Annotated in this window: 23 protein-coding genes; 8 read left to right on the top strand and 15 right to left on the bottom strand. The window is 53.2% G+C overall.

Annotated features, from left to right (window positions below):
• Positions 1-8 precede the first annotated feature (8 nt).
• Together IMCC3135_RS05230 and mutM are read left to right on the top strand one after the other, a co-directional pair.
• Entirely contained in the window at positions 9-815 is an 807-nt protein-coding gene (locus IMCC3135_RS05230) for a hypothetical protein (RefSeq protein ID WP_157735775.1), read from the top strand.
• Positions 815-1,627 (top strand): bifunctional DNA-formamidopyrimidine glycosylase/DNA-(apurinic or apyrimidinic site) lyase, encoded by an 813-nt coding sequence (gene mutM, locus IMCC3135_RS05225; RefSeq protein ID WP_088916641.1) that lies wholly within the window; start codon positions 815-817, stop codon positions 1,625-1,627. The genes IMCC3135_RS05230 and mutM overlap by 1 nt, the downstream gene beginning before the upstream one ends.
• A gap of 142 nt (positions 1,628-1,769) precedes the next feature.
• Here the strand turns inward: mutM and IMCC3135_RS05220 are convergent, their stop codons facing one another.
• From IMCC3135_RS05220 to rsmD, 3 genes are all read right to left on the bottom strand, one after another.
• Positions 1,770-2,033, bottom strand: coding sequence for a YfhL family 4Fe-4S dicluster ferredoxin (locus tag IMCC3135_RS05220; protein WP_088916640.1), 264 nt, complete (start codon positions 2,031-2,033; stop codon positions 1,770-1,772).
• Positions 2,033-2,536: a pantetheine-phosphate adenylyltransferase gene (coaD, locus tag IMCC3135_RS05215; protein WP_088916639.1), complete on the bottom strand. Its 504-nt coding sequence runs from the start codon at positions 2,534-2,536 to the stop codon at positions 2,033-2,035. The genes IMCC3135_RS05220 and coaD overlap by 1 nt, the downstream gene beginning before the upstream one ends.
• Positions 2,537-2,616: 80 nt before the next feature.
• The gene (gene rsmD / locus IMCC3135_RS05210) at positions 2,617-3,255 is read right to left on the bottom strand and encodes a 16S rRNA (guanine(966)-N(2))-methyltransferase RsmD (protein ID WP_205737916.1); all 639 of its coding nucleotides are present in this window, start codon (positions 3,253-3,255) and stop codon (positions 2,617-2,619) included.
• Between the two features lie 113 nt (positions 3,256-3,368).
• Between rsmD and ftsY the strand changes: the two genes are divergently transcribed.
• From ftsY to IMCC3135_RS05185, 5 genes are all read left to right on the top strand, one after another.
• A complete protein-coding gene (gene ftsY / locus IMCC3135_RS05205) occupies positions 3,369-4,340 on the top strand; it encodes a signal recognition particle-docking protein FtsY (RefSeq protein WP_088916637.1) in 972 nt (323 codons plus the stop codon).
• Entirely contained in the window at positions 4,337-5,047 is a 711-nt protein-coding gene (gene ftsE / locus IMCC3135_RS05200) for a cell division ATP-binding protein FtsE (protein ID WP_088916636.1), read from the top strand. Before ftsY ends, ftsE begins: the two co-directional genes overlap by 4 nt.
• A 42-nt stretch (positions 5,048-5,089) precedes the next feature.
• Positions 5,090-6,052 carry a permease-like cell division protein FtsX gene (gene ftsX, locus IMCC3135_RS05195; protein WP_088916635.1) on the top strand — a complete coding sequence of 321 codons (963 nt, stop codon included), beginning with the start codon at positions 5,090-5,092 and terminating at the stop codon, positions 6,050-6,052.
• Positions 6,053-6,213: 161 nt separating this feature from the next.
• Entirely contained in the window at positions 6,214-7,083 is an 870-nt protein-coding gene (rpoH, locus tag IMCC3135_RS05190; protein WP_088916634.1) for an RNA polymerase sigma factor RpoH, read from the top strand.
• Between the two features lie 182 nt (positions 7,084-7,265).
• Positions 7,266-7,766: an OsmC family protein gene (locus IMCC3135_RS05185; protein ID WP_205737915.1), complete on the top strand. Its 501-nt coding sequence runs from the start codon at positions 7,266-7,268 to the stop codon at positions 7,764-7,766.
• Positions 7,767-7,794: 28 nt separating this feature from the next.
• On the opposite strand, the gene IMCC3135_RS05180 is transcribed toward IMCC3135_RS05185, so the two are convergent.
• From IMCC3135_RS05180 to IMCC3135_RS05150, 7 genes are all read right to left on the bottom strand, one after another.
• Positions 7,795-9,333, bottom strand: a complete 1,539-nt coding sequence (locus IMCC3135_RS05180) for a sensor histidine kinase (protein ID WP_088916632.1) — start codon at positions 9,331-9,333, stop codon at positions 7,795-7,797.
• A gap of 59 nt (positions 9,334-9,392) precedes the next feature.
• A complete protein-coding gene (locus IMCC3135_RS05175) occupies positions 9,393-10,148 on the bottom strand; it encodes a response regulator (RefSeq protein ID WP_472343366.1) in 756 nt (251 codons plus the stop codon).
• 18 nt (positions 10,149-10,166) lie between these two features.
• On the bottom strand, positions 10,167-10,439 hold the full coding sequence (locus tag IMCC3135_RS05170) for a hypothetical protein (RefSeq protein WP_088916631.1): 273 nt from the start codon (positions 10,437-10,439) through the stop codon (positions 10,167-10,169).
• A 116-nt stretch (positions 10,440-10,555) separates the two neighbouring features.
• Positions 10,556-11,494, bottom strand: coding sequence for a transcriptional activator NhaR (gene nhaR, locus IMCC3135_RS05165; RefSeq protein WP_088916630.1), 939 nt, complete (start codon positions 11,492-11,494; stop codon positions 10,556-10,558).
• Positions 11,495-11,641: 147 nt separating this feature from the next.
• The gene (gene cyoE, locus IMCC3135_RS05160; RefSeq protein ID WP_088916629.1) at positions 11,642-12,538 is read right to left on the bottom strand and encodes a heme o synthase; all 897 of its coding nucleotides are present in this window, start codon (positions 12,536-12,538) and stop codon (positions 11,642-11,644) included.
• A gap of 89 nt (positions 12,539-12,627) precedes the next feature.
• Positions 12,628-13,281, bottom strand: coding sequence for an SCO family protein (locus tag IMCC3135_RS05155; RefSeq protein ID WP_088916628.1), 654 nt, complete (start codon positions 13,279-13,281; stop codon positions 12,628-12,630).
• Positions 13,278-14,075 carry an SURF1 family protein gene (locus IMCC3135_RS05150; protein WP_088916627.1) on the bottom strand — a complete coding sequence of 266 codons (798 nt, stop codon included), beginning with the start codon at positions 14,073-14,075 and terminating at the stop codon, positions 13,278-13,280. The genes IMCC3135_RS05155 and IMCC3135_RS05150 overlap by 4 nt, the downstream gene beginning before the upstream one ends.
• Positions 14,076-14,092: 17 nt before the next feature.
• On the opposite strand from IMCC3135_RS05150, the gene IMCC3135_RS05145 reads away from it, so the two are divergent.
• Positions 14,093-14,416 (top strand): twin transmembrane helix small protein, encoded by a 324-nt coding sequence (locus IMCC3135_RS05145; protein WP_088916626.1) that lies wholly within the window; start codon positions 14,093-14,095, stop codon positions 14,414-14,416.
• 150 nt (positions 14,417-14,566) lie between these two features.
• On the opposite strand, the gene IMCC3135_RS05140 is transcribed toward IMCC3135_RS05145, so the two are convergent.
• From IMCC3135_RS05140 to coxB, 5 genes are read right to left on the bottom strand one after another with little or no spacing between them, the layout of a single operon-like run.
• A complete protein-coding gene (locus IMCC3135_RS05140) occupies positions 14,567-15,436 on the bottom strand; it encodes a cytochrome c oxidase subunit 3 (RefSeq protein WP_088916625.1) in 870 nt (289 codons plus the stop codon).
• Between the two features lie 54 nt (positions 15,437-15,490).
• Positions 15,491-16,039 (bottom strand): cytochrome c oxidase assembly protein, encoded by a 549-nt coding sequence (locus tag IMCC3135_RS05135; RefSeq protein ID WP_088916624.1) that lies wholly within the window; start codon positions 16,037-16,039, stop codon positions 15,491-15,493.
• Complete coding sequence (locus IMCC3135_RS05130; protein ID WP_157735773.1) at positions 16,036-16,197, bottom strand: hypothetical protein; 162 nt, start codon at positions 16,195-16,197, stop codon at positions 16,036-16,038. The genes IMCC3135_RS05135 and IMCC3135_RS05130 overlap by 4 nt, the downstream gene beginning before the upstream one ends.
• A 41-nt stretch (positions 16,198-16,238) precedes the next feature.
• Entirely contained in the window at positions 16,239-17,864 is a 1,626-nt protein-coding gene (ctaD, locus tag IMCC3135_RS05125) for a cytochrome c oxidase subunit I (RefSeq protein WP_088916622.1), read from the bottom strand.
• Complete coding sequence (gene coxB / locus IMCC3135_RS05120; protein WP_088916621.1) at positions 17,864-19,114, bottom strand: cytochrome c oxidase subunit II; 1,251 nt, start codon at positions 19,112-19,114, stop codon at positions 17,864-17,866. Before coxB ends, ctaD begins: the two co-directional genes overlap by 1 nt.
• Positions 19,115-19,137: the final 23 nt, after the last annotated feature.

Genomic DNA, 19,137 nt, shown 5'->3' with positions numbered 1-19,137 from the left:
GGCCTCCGTTGACACACACGCAGAAGACTCGCCGGCTGGTCGTTGCTGCCAGTGCATTACTGCTTGTTCTGCTGGCAGGCGTGGGCGCGGTACTCTGGAATGACTTCCAGCGCTCCAAGCCACAGTTCCAACAGGCCCAGGCAGATGCACACAGCATCCGCATTCAACGCAAGGCTTTTGCCGACATCGTCATGCAGCTTGATGCTGCCGGGCTCTGGAGCATCACCGAACCTTGCTCCCTGCCTGTCAACCCGCAACGCATGCAACCACTACTGGATGCCTTGCAGCCCGCAGCACAAAGCTTTGCAGCCGCCGATGTCGACCTGGAGGCGGCAGGACTGCTGGACCCGGAAGCTGTCATCGTGATGAACGAGCAGGCACTGGCGCTGGGCATCACCGATCTGTCAGGTGAGCGCCGCTATCTGCAGCGAGGCGAACGCATCGAGTTCGTGCCCGAATGGATACTCTCCCTCGTCAATGGCGGTTTATCGGCCCTGGCGTCTCTGGATGTTTTCCCGCAGCCACTTGATGAGCTTGTACTTCTGCCAGAGCAGCCAACCGAACTGGCCCCTGAAGTAATATCAGTCGACGAGCTTGCCCAATGGCAAGCTCTTAGTGCACAACAGATTGTCACCTGGCCTTTACAGGACTCAGAACCGGCAACAGCGTCGCGCTCACTGCGTGCAAAAATCGGCGACCAGCAACTGAGCATGTCGCTACACCTCTACCCTCGATACGCAGCGGTACGCTATGAGAATGCCCACTGCGCCTTTCTGATATCGACTGACTCACTACCTGATACAGCCCAGCTCTAATGCCTGAATTGCCAGAAGTTGAAACTACCCGTCGCGGTATCAAGCCACACCTGGTCGGCAAGACTATTCAGCAGGTGACGGTTCACAATCCGAATTTACGCTGGCCGGTGCCCACCACCATCAAGGCGCTGCAAGGCGCCATCGTGGCCTCGGTCACCCGACGCGGCAAATATTTACTGGTGGACGTTCCCGCCGGGACTGCCATTGTTCACTTGGGCATGTCAGGCAGCTTGCGTATCAGTCCCGCCGATGAGCCTCGACGTAAACATGACCATATCGAGCTACTGCTCGAATCCGGAGACATTCTGCGCTTCCATGACCCACGCCGCTTTGGCTGCTTTCTGTGGGCAGCCGCCGGCGAGCCACCACACAAACTGCTGGCCAGTCTGGGGCCCGAACCTCTGGCCAATGAATTCAATGCCGAGTATCTGTTTCAGGCAAGTCGCAAGCGACAAGTCCCGATCAAGAATTTCATCATGAACAGCCAGATTGTTGTTGGCGTAGGAAACATCTACGCCAGCGAATCCCTCTTCATGGCAGGTATTCGACCTGCCCGGGCAGCCAAGACCCTGACACGCAAACAGGCCGAAGCATTAGTCGAGGCCATCAAACTGGTATTGCAACGCTCGATCACTCAGGGAGGAACCACCTTGCGAGATTTTACGAACAGCGATGGCAATCCGGGCTACTTTGCGCAGTCACTACAAGTGTATGGACGCACTGACGAACCTTGTCGCAAATGCCGAAAACCCATAAAACAAAGTGTGATCGGGCAGCGCTCAACGTTTTATTGCAGTCATTGCCAGAAATGACACGGGATCCCTCTGCCCGCACTTGCCCGCACATTCTGTATCGCCTACTTGATCACTGACCAGCCTTATCAGCTCTGTTGCAAACAAATACCAATTAGCGATGGCGGATGCTTGGGTAGTCTCTCCAACCCCACCCCAACCTTCAGTCCGAATTAGCAGCCGCTGACATCAACCCTTCATACTTCAACTGAAGATCAGCCTGAGATTCCAGCTTGCTGGTATCCACAACGATGCATTCGACCGGGCAGACAACAACGCACTGAGACTCGTCGTGATGTCCGACGCATTCGGTACACAGGTGAAAGTGGATCTCGTAGATTTCCTCACCTTGGTAGATAGCGTCGTTAGGGCACTCTGGCTCACACACATCGCAGTTGATACATTCATCGGTGATCAGTAAAGCCATCAGTTATTACCCTCATGCAAAGCAAGTCGATGACGTCTCGCAAAAGAATCGATAACAATCGGATGTACAAACTCGCTCACATCCCCCTGCATACGGGCAATCTCTCGAACGATGCTGGATGATAAAAAAGTGTATTCCTGCGAGGCGGCGATGAACACGGTCTCAATTTCGGGGGACAGATGGCGATTGACACCAGCGATCTGCACTTCATATTCGAAATCGGAAATGGCACGCAAGCCCCGGACAATGACCTTGCTGCCCAATTCGCCTGCATAGTCGACCAACAGGCCTCCAAATGACTGAACGGTGACATTTTCCAGGTCAGCCAGTATCTCCGTTGCCATGTCGACCCGCTCTTCCAATGAGAAAAAGGGACTTTTGGTGGTGCTGGCAGCAACAGCGACGACCAGGTCATCAAACATGCCACTTGCACGACGGGCAACGTCTATATGGCCAACGGTCATTGGGTCAAAAGTGCCAGGATAAACGGCAGTAACTCGCATCAAAGGTGCCCCTACGGATAAGACGAAAGAGTGTGCGGCAAAATATCCTGTGGCGCAAACCCTATTGCACTACGCAGCGATCAATTCTGCCCGATTTTGGCAAGCAATCGGGCATGAACGTCACCAAATTGCTTTTCTTTATGTAGATGCAAGCCCTCAGGCCACTGTTCCGGTGCAGGTTGATCGCTCGGTGACTCGACATAAATAAGTGCCGATGGCGCCAGATGATCAGTTATCAGGGCTGTAACGGTGTCCCATTGCAAAAATTCCCCGAAAGGCGGGTCTATGAACACAATATCAAAGGCCTTGCGGTTATCAAGCAGGAACCGCTGAGCCGTAGACTGGACCAGTTGCACCCGCTCGTCACCCACGAGGCCCAACTCCGAGACACTGCTTTGCAGAATACGAAAGGCTTGTGAATCGGGTTCAACAAAAGTACTGGAGGCGGCAAATCGCGAGACAGCCTCGAATCCGAGCGCACCAGAGCCTGCAAACAGGTCCAGACAATGGCTGCCGGCGATATCAGCCTGTAACCAGTTGAACAAGGTTTCCCTCACCCGGTCGCCAGTTGGTCGCAATCCGGCAACATTTGCCACCGCTAGCTTGCGGCCGCGCCACTGACCGGCAATGATACGGACTTGGCCTGCCGAATTACGGTTGCCTTTGAATTCAGGCTTGCCCTGCTGGCGATTTCTACTACGGTTTGATGTTGGGGACACGGTGGTAGGATGTTGCGCTAGGCATAGACTGGCTATGATACCGACGCAGCAGGCGTCTCGGGACATTCGTACGCAGCTTCACCCCACACTTCAGGAACGTCAGCAGACCATCGATGGGCATATTCAGCTTTCTTAAACGGCAAAAAACGCAGCGTGAGCAGGAACCAGAAGTCAGCGCACCTCTGGAAGCCAAGCTTTCACGTACTCGTTCTAAATTTCGTGACAATCTACTGGACTTCATGCTCGGCAACAAGCCGATCAATGCGGACCTGCTGGAGGAGCTGGAAAGCCAGCTGATCATGGCGGACGTGGGCATTGAGGCCACCGCCAGGGTCATGTCAGTGCTCAACCGGCAAGTCAGCCGCTCGGAGGTCGGCGATTCGACCGCGTTGCGCCAGGCGCTGCAACTGGAACTGGTCAAATTGCTCACAGCGGTTGAGCAGCCACTGGAAATCCCGGACAGCGATAGCCCGTTCGTGATTCTGGTGGTTGGCGTCAACGGCTCGGGCAAGACAACCACTATCGGCAAACTGGCCAAGCAGCTGCAGGATGGCGGTAAAAGCGTCATGCTGGCAGCCGGGGATACATTTCGCGCCGCCGCGGTGGAACAGTTGCAGACTTGGGGCGAACGCAACAATGTACCGGTGATCTCCCAGGGATCAGGTGCCGACTCGGCCTCCGTCATCTTCGATGCGGTGCAATCGGCCAAGGCACGCGGCATCGATGTACTGATTGCTGACACGGCTGGCCGCTTGCACACTCAGAATAACCTTATGGAGGAGCTGCAGAAGGTCAAGCGCGTTATTGGCAAGCTTGACCCGACAGCGCCTCATGAGACCCTGATTGTGCTGGATGGAGGCACGGGGCAGAACGCCTTGAATCAGGCCCGACAATTTCACGAGACCATGCAGCTGACCGGCATGGTGGTGACCAAACTGGATGGAACTGCCAAGGGTGGGGTTATTTTTGCCATTGCAGAACATCTGGGATTGCCAATCCGCTTCATCGGCGTGGGCGAGAAAGTTGAGGACCTGGAAGTCTTCGAAGCCGAGCGCTATGTCAACGCATTGGTCAGTGGCTCGTGATTGCCTTCGATCAGGTTAGTCTGGAGTACTTGCCGGGTCGTTACGCACTGGAGGATGTCAGCTTTACGCTCAATGCAGGCTCCTTCACTTTTCTAACAGGACACTCCGGTGCCGGCAAGAGCTCTCTGCTGCGCCTGGTAGCTCGCCTGGAACGTCCCAGCAGTGGCGACATCCAGATAGGAAATATCCACTACAACCAGCTAAAACCCCGCCAGGAACCCGCATTGCGCCAACAGATGGGGATCGTATTTCAGGACAATCAGCTGCTGACGGATCGCAGCGTATTCGACAATGTGGCGTTTCCCCTGATCATCGGCGGCTACCGCTACGCCGATATCAAGACACGCGTCAGTGCTGCGCTCAAAAGGGTGGGACTAGCCGACAAGGCTTTCGAGAACCCTCAGGTGCTCTCCGGTGGCGAGCAGCAACGCATCGGCATTGCCCGCGCCGTGGTTGCGCGTCCCAAGCTGCTACTGGCCGATGAACCAACTGGTAATCTGGATCCCGACATCAGTGCTGAAATCATGCAGCTTTTCATGCAATTCAATGCATCGGGTGTCACAGTGCTGTTCGCCACCCATGACCAAAGCCTGCTCAATACTTTCGGCTACCCCAGATTACAGCTGAACCAAGGTCGCCTGACAGGCGCATCGATGGAATCTACCCCTCAGACCGGCCACCCGTCCGGTCGTGCCACCGCTCGCTAGCGCCAGTCCGACAATGACAGACCAAGAGCCAGTTCGTTGAACATGACACCTGAAGAGCCTGCTTTCGCCGCTGGACCACGCTGGACCTATGGTAAACGCGGTTATGCCCTAGCCCAGAGTTTGCGACAACTAAGGCAGCACAAATTCGCCAGCCTGACGACTCTGCTGGTGCTGGGTATCACGCTTGCCCTGCCCGTCATGCTGCTGTTTGCCAGTAGCGCGCTACAGCAGCTGAGTTCACGTAGCCTGGAGGGCGAGAGCCTGACTGCCTACCTGACGGACAGTGTCAGCGACCTGGATGGCGTGGCTTTGGCAGAAAAGTGGGCCGCCCAGGGTGGCATCCGGGATACCCGCTATATCAGCCGTGATGAAGCCCTGCTTCTGTTTCAGCAAAATAGCGATATCGGCGCAGCTATTGATGCCTTGGGAAGTAACCCTCTGCCCGGAGCCATCATGGTCTTCCCTGATAACGAAGCATTGAACGCCGGAGCCATTGATGCCATCGCCAAAGGGTTACGTGGCACCGACGGTGTAGAACGTGTGCAATTCGACCTGCGCTGGGTGAAACGGTTACAAGCGGTGGTTTCTTTGATCCAGCTGGTGGGAGGACTCCTGGCCGGATTCCTGACCTTGACAGCACTGCTGGTCATTGGCAATACCATTCGTCTGGAGCTTCTGCGACGCCGCAGTGAAATGGAGGTTGCCAGCCTGCTGGGAGCCAGTAGTTACTTCATGAACCGACCCATTTTGTATATTGGCGCACTATATGGACTACTGGGAGGTGTTGTTGCCTGCATTATTGCCGTATTCGCATTTAACGCGATACAACAACCGGCCGATGACCTCTCTTCCTTGTATGAGAGTACATTTAGATTAAATATGCCCACATTGTCGCAAATAGGCATCGTTCTCGCTGTATCTATTACATTGGGTCTACTGGGTGCGTTGTCAAGCCTGTATCGTCCTTCCCTGCATTTAACACAACGTGGTTCAAGTCGTCACTAGGTCGACAAGCTTCTGTTTTAACAAGTATTATTAACTTTCGGTAAAGTACGAAAAATTAGTCAAATTGAGTAAATTTGACCGGAACTTTGCCGCTATTTAGCACTCTCAGTTAGTGAGTGCTAAAATAACGCCGTCCCGACGGTTGTTGGAGAAAAACCCGAATGAGTAACGCCCTGACTGCTGAAAAAAACACCATGCCGATTCCGGTCATCACTGATGATCTGAATAGCTATCTGGCCAAGATTGCCAATATCGATCTTCTGACCGTTGAAGAGGAGCAGATTCTTGCTCGTCGTCTGCGCAACGACGAGGATTTGGATGCTGCCCGACAGCTAGTCATGTCCCAACTACGGTTTGTGGTGCATATTGCACGAACCTACAAGGGCTATGGCCTGCCGATGGCTGACCTGGTTCAGGAAGGTAATATAGGTCTCATGAAAGCGGTCAAGCGATTTGACCCCGATGTCGGTGTGCGCCTGATTTCTTTTGCTGTTCACTGGATTCGTGCTGAAATTCATGAATACGTGATCCGTAACTGGCGCATCGTCAAGGTTGCGACTACCAAGTCACAGCGCAAACTGTTCTTCAAGCTGCGAAGCGCCAAGAAGCAGCTCAACTGGTTCAGCCAGGAAGAAGTCGAAGCTGTTGCGGCTGACCTGGGTGTTGATGCCAAGGTTGTTGTTGAAATGGAATCGCGAATGCACGGGCATGACAGTGCTTTCGATGCGCCTCCTGGCGCCAGCGAAGACCGTGTCAGCCTGTCTCCATCGGAATCTCTGTTTCAGGACCAGGATGATCCATCCATGATTCTGGAACGCGAAGACGGTCGAAGCAATTCGCATGACGGTCTGGCCGCTGGTTTTGAAATTCTGGACGATCGTAGCCGTACCATCCTTCAACGTCGTTGGTTGGAAGATGAGAAATCAACGCTGCACGAGCTGGCTGATGAATACGGCGTATCTGCCGAGCGTATCCGCCAGATCGAGAAAGCGGCCATGAAGAAGATCAAGTCCCACCTGATGGCGGCCTGATCAGATCAACTGACCGACAGTGATCAGCCGGTGCAGGTAAAACTGCATCGGTATTATAAAAAGCCGTTCCGGACACCACGTCTGGAGCGGCTTTTTTTTAACCTGAAAATAGAACGCCAGAGCTTCTGCTTACCGTATATTCAAAGTGAATGCGGCAATAACATGTAGGAAGGACTGGCTCAATGACTGACGTAGACCCAACGGCAATGCCCTCTCAACACGACTACACCGCGCAAGTGAGCTGGACAGGTAACACGGGCCAGGGCACTCGTAGTTATCGTGCTTATGAGCGTACATGGGATATCACCACTCCCGGCAAGCCGATTGTTCACGGCTCCAACGATCCCTTACTGGGCGGTGATGCAGGCTTGCACAACCCGGAGGACCTGTTACTCGCATCGGTCTCCTCCTGCCATATGCTGTGGTATCTGCACCTGGCCAGCACTGCGGGTGTGGTCGTGCTCAACTACACGGACAATCCGATAGGTGTCGGTGAAGTTTTCAGCAATGGCGCCGGAAAGTTTCTGTCGGTGACATTACACCCCGACATTACCCTCGCTCAAGGCACTGATCAGTCGCGAGCCGACGCCATACACGGACAAATACACCAGTATTGTTTCATCGCACGCTCGCTGAACTTCCCTGTCAGCATCAAGGCCAGCTACACCATCAGCAATAGCTGATGACATACCGCTCCAGTTAAAGACGAGCTTAGACGGCGGCATCCAATGGGCAGTTACGATCGAATCGCACTGTCACGGCCAGACCGGGCTTGTTATCGGCCAGTGATACGGTGCCACAGTGCAGATCGGCAATAGCCTTGACCAGACTCAATCCCAGACCGGTGCCCGTAGTCGTCCGGCTGCGCTCCAGTCGATACAGCCGTTGAAATACTTTTTCACGCTCACTATCGGGAATACCCAAGCCAGAATCCGCCACCCGAAACCACACAATGCCATCATCTTCACCAGCACTGAGCGTGATGACCGTATTTTCTGCACAGTGATTAACCGCGTTTTCAATCAGATTAACCACCAGTTGCAAACCCAGGTGACGATCGCCCAGCATGGGTAAAGATTGCCCCGGCCGCAGATCCACAACCAGCTGCTGCCCCTGCTCGTCCACCACTGGACCATAGACCTCGGCGGCCGTCTCCAGCACTGTCGACAAATCAAAGTGCTTGAACTGCGACCGACGAGCGCCTGCTTCGATCTGCGCGATGCGCAACAACGCTTCAAAGGTTCCGTTGATAGCCTGAGCCTCTTCCAGAGCGCCTTCCAGATCATCTCCAACGCACTGACCCAGTCGACTCTTGGTGGCAGCATCCTCGATCGTGATATACAAACGATTAAGCGGCGTCTTCAGGTCGTGCGCTATATCGGTGCTGACCTGACGCATGCCATTGACCGTATGCTCCAGGCGCTCAAGCGATGTATTGACCTTCACTGACAGACAGTCAACATCATCTTTGGCACAGCCCACTGGCAGGCGCGCACTCAGATCCCCTTGACCGACCACATCCAGCGCTCGGGAAATGCCTGTGTAGCGCTTGTTCGCACGACCGGCGAAATAACAGGCGACCAGAAAGGCCAGTAACATGGAAATAACGGTCGTCCACAACAAACAGGACAATGCAATCTGGCGCAAATCCACCAAGTCATCAAGATTTCGCCCCAGAGACAATACGTTACCTCCAATCTCTCCGGTGAAGAAGCGATAGGTACTGTTATCGTTTTCCAGCCCCAGATCGGCCCCTGTCAGATTATCCCAACCCTGGTTAGCCAGGCACAAAGGTATATTGCCTGCAATGCGCACGCCCTCGGCTGTTGAGAGATGGAACCCCATCAATGAAGACATCGGCGACTGTTCGTTGCGATGTTCAGCAATTCTGATGATGGCCTCGATTCCCTCCGACTCATAGATATCCCGGGTCTCGGAAAAACGCTCCTCGATGGTTTGATCGATACGATCCAGCACTCGATCCTGCAACGTCTGGTAAACAAAGTAGGAGCCCAGACCAAAGCAGACGGTGAACAACAACCAGAACAACACGGCAATGCGAAATGCCGAGTTACGCAACGCGTGAAAACGATCGAACAATCGCTTGCGAATCTTTTGATTCAAGCTCTCTGGAGCCGCCACAGCGGCCGTCTGAACCTCTTCCGGGCTAGTGATACCTCGACCGACACAGGAGCCTTTCAAGCAGTTGTTGCCGCTCAGAAAGCCGACATTGTCAGGATTTATGGCCATCAGATGGGTCCCGGTAGATAATTTACGACGTCATCGCCTTGCGAACGCCCGAACAAGCTCTAGCGCGGCGCATGCAGACTGTAACCAAAGTTACGCACCGTATGCAGCAACGGCTCGTCAAAGGGCTTGTCAATCTTGCTGCGAAGCCTGCTTATATGTGTTTCAACCACGCTGGTCTTGGGATCGAAATGAAAATCCCACACCTGTTCCAATAACATGGTGCGGCTGACCACCCGTCCTTCGTTGCGCATTAGCACTTCCAGCAAGGTGAATTCTCGAGGCTGCAGGTCGATATCCTGTCCGCCACGTCGCGCCGTACGTGCCAGCAAATCCAGCATCAGATCAGCCACTTGCAACTGCGTGGTCTCTACCGATGTCGCTGGACGTCTGGCCAGGGCGTTGACCCGCGCCAGCAATTCGGAAAATGCGAAGGGCTTGGTCAGATAGTCGTCAGCCCCTGCCTCCAGACCGGCGACACGATCATCCACACCAGACACAGCGGTCAGGAAGATGACGGGCGATTTGTTACCAGAGGCACGCAGACTCTTGACCAGGGACAAGCCATCCATACCAGGCAACATGCGATCGACAACCAGCACATCGTAGTCAGTCTGCAGACACTGAATCATGGCTTCTCGACCATTATCCAGTACGTCCACGACATGCCCTGCCTCTTTGAAGCCTCGAGCGGCATAGTCTGCCGTGTGACTATCGTCCTCCACCAATAATATGTGCATCAGTTCTCCATACAGGTATTCGTTCTGACCCCGCTTATCGAACGGATGTTCATCACCGGCGCTTTTTACAGTATCCATGATATTCCATACCTCACGTTATTGTCGTGAGACTGAAATAAAATGGACCACCTCCGAGCTCGCCTGAACAGAGTCGTGCTCAGTTGATATCGGCCAGTTGATTGCTGCCTGCAATAACTCGTTCGCAACCCGGGCAACGGCTCCAGTGAGCGCAGAGCTTGCTCTTGCGCTTTCCTGTGGCGTGAAGAACTGCCCGGCGAACGGATCAATATTGGCTCGAGCAGGCAAGCTTGCCATCAACGACATCAGAATGACGATTGGCAAGGCATATGAAAAGCGTGATATCTGCATGGTAAACGTCCAGTCAATTCGATTGCTCGAAAACGCCAGGCAGAACGTTCTGCGCTATGCCACGGCTATTGACCGTTACTATCGGGGATCAACCTGTCCGCCCCCTTGCAGAGAGCTTACTTTTTCGTATGGCCACCCAGAGCAGTCGCCTCAGCCAGCGGCGGAAGCACCTGTCGCGCATGATCAGCAATACGTAATACCGAAGGGTGCCGCAACCTGCGCTGCGGTGAAATGGCAATAAAAGTCTCTGTTACATCGGAAATAAACCCGATCGGGCTTGCCTGCAAGCTGCGAGACAAATCCGAGGCAATCACACTCGGTGCTGGAAAGACTCCCTGGCCAGCTCCACCGAACGTCTCCATCAAAGCGTCATCGTCAAACTCTGCAACGACCCTGGGCACGATGTGCATTTCATCAAACCAGTGATCAAGGCTACGCCGCAAAGCACTGGAGGCATCTGGCAAGAGTATCGGTACATCTGCCAGGCAATGCGGAAAATTGGCAGACAGTCGTTCAGCCCAGTCATTGGGTGCGAAAAACGCCATGCTGCTGGAGCCCAGTACATGGTTGTAGGCGCGCACGTTCAGACGAGTCGGCACTGGCCGATCCGACAGGATCAGATCCAGCTTGTGCACCGACAGATCAGCTAACAGGGATTCCAGCTTACCCTCAGCGCAGGATAGGCGTGCAGGCTCCTCGTCGCTCAGTGTGACACCCAGCAAGCGACAGGCCACCAGCTTGGGGAACGAGTCAACAATACCTACCCTGAGCGCTCTGAGGCTCTCCTTGCCCGCATTCTGCAGACGCTGCGCCAAGGCTGTGCCAACCGAGAATATTTCGTCGGCATAGGTTTGCACGACACGCCCGGTGTCCGACAAGGTCAGGCCACGCCCCACGCGCAAGAACAATGGCTCGCCAATGGCTTCTTCAAGCAGCTTTATCTGACCACTGACCGTCTGCGGCGTCAGGTGCAGCACTTTTGCCGCCTTGGCGACGCTGCCTTCACGCGCTACGCTGTGAAAGTACAGTAGATGGTTGTAGTTCAGATGGCGCATGATCGAACCTGCAAACTCCCAAAACAGTCGGACTATTTGATCAGCAGAAGGTTGCAAATCGAGAAACCGATTTGTAAGCCACCGCCTGGTTGGAATCGCGGCGTAATCCGGCTACAACGAACAGGCTCCCAAAGCGGGAGCCCGAGCTCAGTTGAAAAGCCTGAGGACTTGCGGTACATAATGATCCACCAGCATGATGCCAAACAGCCACATCAGATAGTTGATGGAAAATACAAAGGTTCGCATGGGCTGCTTCGTAGCCGTGTCGTCAAAGAGCTTCCAAGCGTGGTACAGAAACATCGCACCCAGTATCAGTGCACCAGCCAGGTACAAGGGGCCACTCATTCTGACCAGATAAGGGAAGATGGTGATGATGACCAGCAGGATGGTGTACAGAAAGATCTGTATCCGCGTGAACGGAATGCCATGCGTCACCGGTAACATCGGAATATCCACCTTGGCGTAATCATCCCGGCGATGAATAGCCAATGCCCAGAAATGCGGTGGCGTCCAGATGAATACAATCAGGAACAGCAGCAGCGCGTAGGCATTGACTTCGCCCGTGACCGCCGCCCATCCCAGTACCGGGGGCATGGCACCAGCCGCGCCACCGATGACGATATTCTGAGGTGTTGCTCTCTTGAGATAGACCGTATACACAATGGCATAGCCAATCAGCGAGCAAAACGTCAGTACAGCCGTCAAGGTGTTCACCAACAGTACGAGCATCGCCATGGCGATACCACACAGTAGCAGTGCAAATGTCAGGCACTGACGTGTATTTAATGCACCTTGAGGCAACGGCCGGTTCTCGGTGCGCTTCATGATGGCATCGGTACGCTGATCGATAACATGATTGATGGCAGCGGCTGACGATGAAGCCAGACCGATACCCAATAGACCGAAGACAGTTTCCTGCAATGGCAACCAGGTAGGAACGGCCAGCGCCATACCTACCAGCGCGGTAAATACCAGCAGTAGAACGACCTTGGGCTTGGTGATTTCGAGATAGTCACGCCAATGCGCAACGGCATGAGTCCACATTCCGTCCGTAGCTTTAATATTGATAAAGGTTTTCATGGTGTTTTGCACCGCTGATCCCACCAGTCAGGCGAGATCTCAGAGGGCAGAGGTTAACCGATGCGAGATACTTTTAACAGGTGCACGATATCCTTGAGCATGGATTTCGGCGGCAAATCAGGTGGGAATCGCAACATGACGTTGCCCATGGGGTCGATCATGTAAATTGCATCGCTCAATTCTTCCATAGCAGCCTCGGCTGCACGGACCTGATCACGCAAGCCAGCCTGCTCTTCGGGCGTACCGGCGGCAACCACCAGGCCCACATGCTCTGCCAATAATTCGGTTTTCAGCTGCTCAGGTGACTCGGTCAATACGACGCGTTTGACTCTGTCCATTCGCTGGTTCAGTGCCAGGCGTACTTGACGCATGTAATACAGCTGCAATTCACACTTTTCCAGACACTCTCCTTGCGGCATGTAAAGCAGAGTCCAGTGACCACGCATCTCATCGAGAGTGAAATCGCCATCCTGCTCGCTCAGAGCGAACTCGGTAAGCGGCACTGCAGGCTGAATCAACTGACCACGAGAGGTATCCCCCACGGTGCCGCCACTGCTTTTCACCATCTGAAGATAGACCGTAGCCAGAATCAGAGGCACGGCAAAGATTGCAATAATCAGCAGCAGCTTCATGCGCGAAGCTCTACGCACTGCCGGGTCAATAGCAGCAAGGTCGGCTTCCGTTTTGCTGGAGGTGTTGTTACTCATGGGTGTTCACTCTTTTCCGGATCAACTGCCGGAATTTTGCGGGTATTAACGAAGATGAATAAAATGGTCAGCGCGATTGCCATCGCAAACCATTGAAACGCGTAACTATAGTGCTTTGCCGGGCCGGATGCCGCCGGTTGCCAATTGGCAATGAGCCATTCTGGTCGCGGTGTTGGCACTCTGACATCCAGACCGTCTGTCGACAATATCTGGGCCTGTACCACTGTAGCGATAACCGGAGCATCCAACGCTCTGGAAATAGCATCGTAATCAAAATATTGCAACAACCTCGGCCAGCTTCCTTGCCCAGGGACGGCCTCACCACTGGCAAAGCCTTTAGAGGGGCTGGAAAGAAACCCTTCGATAGTGACACTCAGCTCAGAGGCAGAATTTGATAAAGAGACCTCTGGCAACTCTGAACGCGATGGACCAGGAGCTATCCAGCCTCGATTGACCAACAACCATCGGCCATCTTCAAGCTGGAAGGGCACGATCACTTCAAAGCCCGCTTGTCCCTGGTAGATTCTATTGTCCCACAGGAATTGTCTTTCGCCGTCATATCGGCCCTGTAATAGTACACGCTGATAAAACTGCGAAGCTGCTACAGGATCTTCAACCTGTGAGAAGACTGATGCCTGCGCCTTGCTGGATTCATCAGCAGCCTGCTGTAGAGACACTTTGAGTGCGGCTCTATCCAATTGCCAGAAGCCCAGCCACAGCATGCAGGTGACCATGCCCAGGTACAGCAACACGGCCCATAGGCGCGGTGAAAACTGCCGACTACCCAAACGCATGGTGGTAATCTACGGCCATGCTATTCGTAAAATTCATATTACTTCTACTGCTCGGTTTCGTCATTGTCAGCCTGTTTACAGGTCTGTATTTTCTGGTCAAGGACAAGGGGCAAACCAATAGAACCGTCAATGCGCTTTCAGTTCGAATAGGCCTGTCGCTTCTGGCCATTGTAATCGTCATCATTGCCGGTGCGACGGGTGTCATCGAGATCAACCCAAGACCACTATCGATACGCCCGGCCCCGCCAATTGTCGATCCGAATGCCGCTGGCAACGATCAGATACCGGGCGAACTTGAACCCGAACAACGCTCCAGTGGTCGGAGGCGAATCGAAGAATGAAATATTTTCAAACCCATTAAACGTAAAAGGGGGTGAGATTTCTCTCACCCCCTTTGCAAGGTCAAACGCCTACTGCCTTATGCCCTGCTTTGCTGACTTCCAGAAATCTCCAGGATCTCTTTTTACCTTTGTACTTGTTGCCTGACTAACTCAGAACAAGTACACAAAGATAAACAGTCCCAACCAGACTACGTCAACGAAGTGCCAGTACCAGGCTGCCGCTTCGAAGGCAAAGTGATTGTCAGCACTGAAGTGACCACGAATTGCACGGATCATGACAACCAGCAGAATGATTGCACCCATGCTCACGTGAAAGCCATGAAAGCCTGTCAGCATGAAGAAGGTCGAGCCGTACATGCCGCTAGTCATTTTCAGATTCATTTCATGGTAGGCATGCGAGTATTCCAGCGCTTGCAGAGCCACAAAGATAAAACCAAGAGCAACAGTTGCCGCCAGCCACCAGATGAAAGGCTTGCGATGACCTGCGCGAATAGCGTGATGCGCAAAGGTACACGTCAGACCACTGGTCAGTAGCAGCAATGTGTTGATCAGAGGCAGACCGAACCAGCCCATCTCCTCGAATTTTCCACCCACGTTGCCAGGACCATTACTCGGCCAGACAAAGTCGAATCCTTGATGCAGAACAGCATTGGTCATTTCAGCACCACCACCGCCTGTACCACCCAACCAAGGGCCAGCAAAGTTTCTGGCATAAAACAATGCGCCAAAAAATGCTGCGAAAAACATGACTTCGGAGAAGATGAACCACATCATCGCCAATCGGAAAGAGGTATCAACCTCTTTACTGTAGGTACCAGTCTCGCTTTCTTTGGCCACTTGGCCAAACCAGCCGAACATCATGAATACGACGATGCCAGTACCCAGCAGGAACATTTCCTTGCCGAATGGTCCGTGGTTCAACCACGTGGCGAAGCCATAGAAGAAAATTGACAGCCCGATCGATCCAACGATCGGCCAGCGGGCTGAGTGGGGGACGTAATAGCCAGTGGCACTACTCATGTCTTGATCCTTTGCGAGCGTGTTAGTGCCCGGATAGTCATTGAATACGGAAAATCAGCTTTGATCTGGCGAACGAAAAAACGTGTACGACAGGGTAACTCGATCAATATTGGTCGGAATGTCCGGGTCGATAATAAAGGTCAGCGGCATATGCATCGAGCCACCAGCCTCAAAAGCTTGTCTGGTAAAACAGAAACACTCTGTTTTGTTGAAATATTTTGCAGCAGTAAAAGGCGTCACACTGGGAGTCGCCTGCGCGACGACTGGGCTACTCGCCAGATTCTCAGCGTAGTAACTAGCGTGATACAGAGTGCCCGGCTTGACCATCATGGTTTTCATGTCAGGACGAAAAATCCAGGCACCACTCTGATTGACGCTAGCCGTGAATTCGACAATGATCTCCCGATCGTTGACTGCCGGAGCGTCTACAACGGCACTGGCACTCACCCTGCCCGTCTTGCCGTTAAGGCCTGTCACATCACAGATGATGTCGTACAACGGCACCATCAAATAACCGAAACCGAACATCCCTGCAGCCAGCAATACCATCTTGCCGGCTACTTTGGCATGCGATTTATCGCCTGCGGCCTGAGACTGACTCATGCCACCTGTCCTCTGACCAGCAGAATATAGAGAATACTGCTGGCGTAGAGGCACAGGGCCAATAAAGCCAGGAACAACGGCATGCGATATTTCCGGAAAAAACCGGGAGTACGTTCAGTCTTCAGGCCTGAGCCTTCAGGTAACTGTTTGTCACTCATGATTCCACTTGCTCGCATATTCCTGGCTTGTCCTCATCAATCTATCGGGTAACGGTGCTTGGCAGAATTTCTGGAGCCGTTTCGAAGGTGTGGTAAGGCGCTGGTGACGCAACCGTCCACTCCAGACCTCTGGCACCTTCCCAAACTTCGGATGTCGCCTTCTCGCCGCCACGTACACATTTGACAATGATATAGACAAACATCAGCTGGCTGAAACCAAAACCGAACGCACCAATGGTCGCAATCATGTTCCAGTCGGCGAACTGCAGACTGTAGTCAGGAATACGACGTGGCATGCCCGCCAGACCGACAAAATGCATCGGGAAGAACAACACGTTGACAAAAATGGTAGAGATCCAGAAATGCATCTTGCCCAGCTTCTCGTCATACATGTTGCCAGTCCACTTGGGCAGCCAGTAGTACGTGGCAGCCATCAGTGAGTAGATTGCACCCGGCACCAGAACGTAGTGGAAATGAGCTACCACGAAGTAGGTATCGTGATACTGGATATCGGCAGGTGTGATGGCGAGCATCAGACCGGACAGACCACCGATGGTGAACATGATGACAAAGCCGATTGCAAACAGCATCGGAGTTTCAAAAGTCATGGAGCCACGCCACATTGTGGCAACCCAGTTGAACACTTTCACACCTGTTGGAACCGAGATCATCATGGTCGAGAACATGAAGAACAGTTCGCCTGCCAGCGGCATGCCGGTGGTGAACATATGGTGAGCCCAGACGATGAACGACAGGAATGCGATAGACGCTGTCGCATACACCATTGAGTCATAGCCGAACAGTGGCTTGCGAGCGAAGGTAGGAATGATGGAGGAAACAATTCCGAAAGCCGGAAGTATCAGGATGTATACCTCTGGATGACCAAAGAACCAGAAGATGTGCTGGAACATGACCGGATCACCGCCACCTGCAGCACTGAAGAAACTGGTGCCAAAGAAGCGGTCAGTCAGAAGCATCGTCACAGCGCCAGCGAATACCGGAATAGTGGCAATAAGCAGATAGGCCGTAATGAGCCAAGTCCATACGAACATGGGCATCTGCATGAATGTCATGCCAGGAGCACGCATGTTGAAGATGGTAGCCACGATATTGATCGAACCCATGACTGAAGAAATACCCAGAAAATGGATTGCAAATATTACGAAGGCAAAACTGTCACCCATCTGCAGAACCAAAGGTGGGTACAGCGTCCAGCCACCTGCAGGGCCACCACTGTCCATGAACAGAGTTGACAGCATGATGGTGAAGGCAAAAGGCATGATCCAGAAAGACCAGTTGTTCAGCCTTGGCAGCGCCATATCCGGAGCTCCGATCATCATCGGAATCATCCAGTTGGCAAGACCAACGAATGCCGGCATGACCACACCAAAGATCATGACAATCGCATGCATGGTGGTCATGGAGTTGAAGAACATCGGATCAACGATCTGAATACCAGGCTGGAAGAGCTCCGCCCGGATAATCAGTGCCATAGCGCCACCGATGAAGAACATGATCAGAGAGAACCACAGATACAGAGTACCGATATCTTTATGGTTGGTTGTCGTAACCCAACGCATCAGTCCTTTTGCGGGACCGTGATGATCGTGGTCATCATGATCACTGTGATCACCTGCCTCGTGGTGAGTGACGTCTGAATAACTCATCAGTTGACTCCATTGTTGGTGTTCAGCTCAGAGGCGGAAGCAACCTTGTCAGACAATTCTGCCCCCTTGTCCGCGCTCATGCCTGTGCGCAGTGACTGGATCTGTGAGGGTTGTAATGTGTCGCCGGTACCGTTACCGAAGGCATTACGCTGATAGGTAATAACAGCGGCGATATCAGTGTCGGTAAGAACGTCACTGAACTTGGACATCATTGTGCCTTCAACGCCGTTCATCACGGTATTGACATGATGGTCGATGCTGCCCGTTGCAACTTCACTACCTGCAATGGCAGGGAACATGCCCGGAATGCCCTGACCTTCGGCCTGGTGACAGCTCATGCAGTTGGCTTCATAGACTTGCTTGCCAGCTGTAACCAGCTCCTGGTGAGCCCATTGCCTTTCGGCCTCGTCTGCACTGGAAGCCATGGCCAGTTTCTGGTCGGCAACCCATACATCAAAGTCTTCTTGAGAAACGGCACGAACCACAATAGGCATGAAGCCGTGGTCACGTCCACACAGCTCAGCACACTTGCCGCGATAGATACCGGGTTCTTCGATCAAAGCCCAGTTCTCGTTGATAAAGCCTGGAATAGCATCCTTCTTGATAGAAAGATCCTGAACCCACCATGAGTGGATAACATCCGCTGCGGTATGCAGGAAGCGAATCTTCTTGCCTACAGGCACAACCAGTTCGTTGTCGACTTCACGCAGGTAAACCTCTTCCTCACCGTTGAACGAGGTACCCGGAAAGGCGGTAGCCAGGTCGACGTCGGAGCCCTGTTGCCGAGCAAGATTATGTTCTGGCTTCAGTTGACTATAGAAAGAAACGCCACTATCCATGTACTCATAACGCCAGCGCCACTGATAGCCAGTCACCTTGATGGACATTTCAGAATCGCTGAAGTCTTCCATTTTGATGAGTACACGGGCGGCAGGAATGGCCATACCAATGAGAATGACGAGAGGTACGACTGTCCAGACAATCTCTACAGCCGTGCTTTCATGAAAGTCCGCAGCCTTCGCGCCGCGAGACTTGCGATGCAGGAACATGGATACGATCATCACAGCGAACACTGCTACACCAATAGCGATGCACAGGTAGAAGATCCGCATGTGCAAGGTATAAACCTCGTTGCTGATTTCCGTAACGCCTTTCGGCATGTTCAGCGCTCCCCAGTCAGCCCATGCACCCAACGGCAACATGAGCAAGACCAATGACAGAAGCGCCCAACGACTAACGTTAGACGTCATAACCATTCTCCAAAAATATTTCT

Origin of the sequence: Granulosicoccus antarcticus IMCC3135 (assembly GCF_002215215.1) — a bacterium.
GTDB lineage: Bacteria > Pseudomonadota > Gammaproteobacteria > Granulosicoccales > Granulosicoccaceae > Granulosicoccus > Granulosicoccus antarcticus.
This window is presented reverse-complemented; position numbering and strand designations above follow the sequence as displayed.

Bases quoted from the DNA above. Each gene is read 5' to 3' on its own strand.
- mutM (WP_088916641.1), top strand. From the start codon at position 815: ATGCCTGAATTGCCAGAAGTTGAAACTACCCGTCGCGGTATCAAGCCA.
- IMCC3135_RS05220 (WP_088916640.1), bottom strand. From the start codon at position 2,033: ATGGCTTTACTGATCACCGATGAATGTATCAACTGCGATGTGTGTGAG.
- coaD (WP_088916639.1), bottom strand. From the start codon at position 2,536: ATGCGAGTTACTGCCGTTTATCCTGGCACTTTTGACCCAATGACCGTT.
- ftsY (WP_088916637.1), top strand. From the start codon at position 3,369: ATGGGCATATTCAGCTTTCTTAAACGGCAAAAAACGCAGCGTGAGCAG.
- ftsX (WP_088916635.1), top strand. From the start codon at position 5,090: ATGACACCTGAAGAGCCTGCTTTCGCCGCTGGACCACGCTGGACCTAT.
- rpoH (WP_088916634.1), top strand. From the start codon at position 6,214: ATGAGTAACGCCCTGACTGCTGAAAAAAACACCATGCCGATTCCGGTC.
- IMCC3135_RS05185 (WP_205737915.1), top strand. From the start codon at position 7,266: ATGACTGACGTAGACCCAACGGCAATGCCCTCTCAACACGACTACACC.
- IMCC3135_RS05180 (WP_088916632.1), bottom strand. From the start codon at position 9,333: ATGGCCATAAATCCTGACAATGTCGGCTTTCTGAGCGGCAACAACTGC.
- IMCC3135_RS05175 (WP_472343366.1), bottom strand. From the start codon at position 10,148: ATGGATACTGTAAAAAGCGCCGGTGATGAACATCCGTTCGATAAGCGG.
- IMCC3135_RS05170 (WP_088916631.1), bottom strand. From the start codon at position 10,439: ATGCAGATATCACGCTTTTCATATGCCTTGCCAATCGTCATTCTGATG.
- nhaR (WP_088916630.1), bottom strand. From the start codon at position 11,494: ATGCGCCATCTGAACTACAACCATCTACTGTACTTTCACAGCGTAGCG.
- cyoE (WP_088916629.1), bottom strand. From the start codon at position 12,538: ATGTGGACTCATGCCGTTGCGCATTGGCGTGACTATCTCGAAATCACC.
- IMCC3135_RS05155 (WP_088916628.1), bottom strand. From the start codon at position 13,281: ATGAGTAACAACACCTCCAGCAAAACGGAAGCCGACCTTGCTGCTATT.
- IMCC3135_RS05150 (WP_088916627.1), bottom strand. From the start codon at position 14,075: ATGCGTTTGGGTAGTCGGCAGTTTTCACCGCGCCTATGGGCCGTGTTG.
- IMCC3135_RS05145 (WP_088916626.1), top strand. From the start codon at position 14,093: ATGCTATTCGTAAAATTCATATTACTTCTACTGCTCGGTTTCGTCATT.
- IMCC3135_RS05140 (WP_088916625.1), bottom strand. From the start codon at position 15,436: ATGAGTAGTGCCACTGGCTATTACGTCCCCCACTCAGCCCGCTGGCCG.
- IMCC3135_RS05135 (WP_088916624.1), bottom strand. From the start codon at position 16,039: ATGAGTCAGTCTCAGGCCGCAGGCGATAAATCGCATGCCAAAGTAGCC.
- IMCC3135_RS05130 (WP_157735773.1), bottom strand. From the start codon at position 16,197: ATGAGTGACAAACAGTTACCTGAAGGCTCAGGCCTGAAGACTGAACGT.
- ctaD (WP_088916622.1), bottom strand. From the start codon at position 17,864: ATGAGTTATTCAGACGTCACTCACCACGAGGCAGGTGATCACAGTGAT.
- coxB (WP_088916621.1), bottom strand. From the start codon at position 19,114: ATGACGTCTAACGTTAGTCGTTGGGCGCTTCTGTCATTGGTCTTGCTC.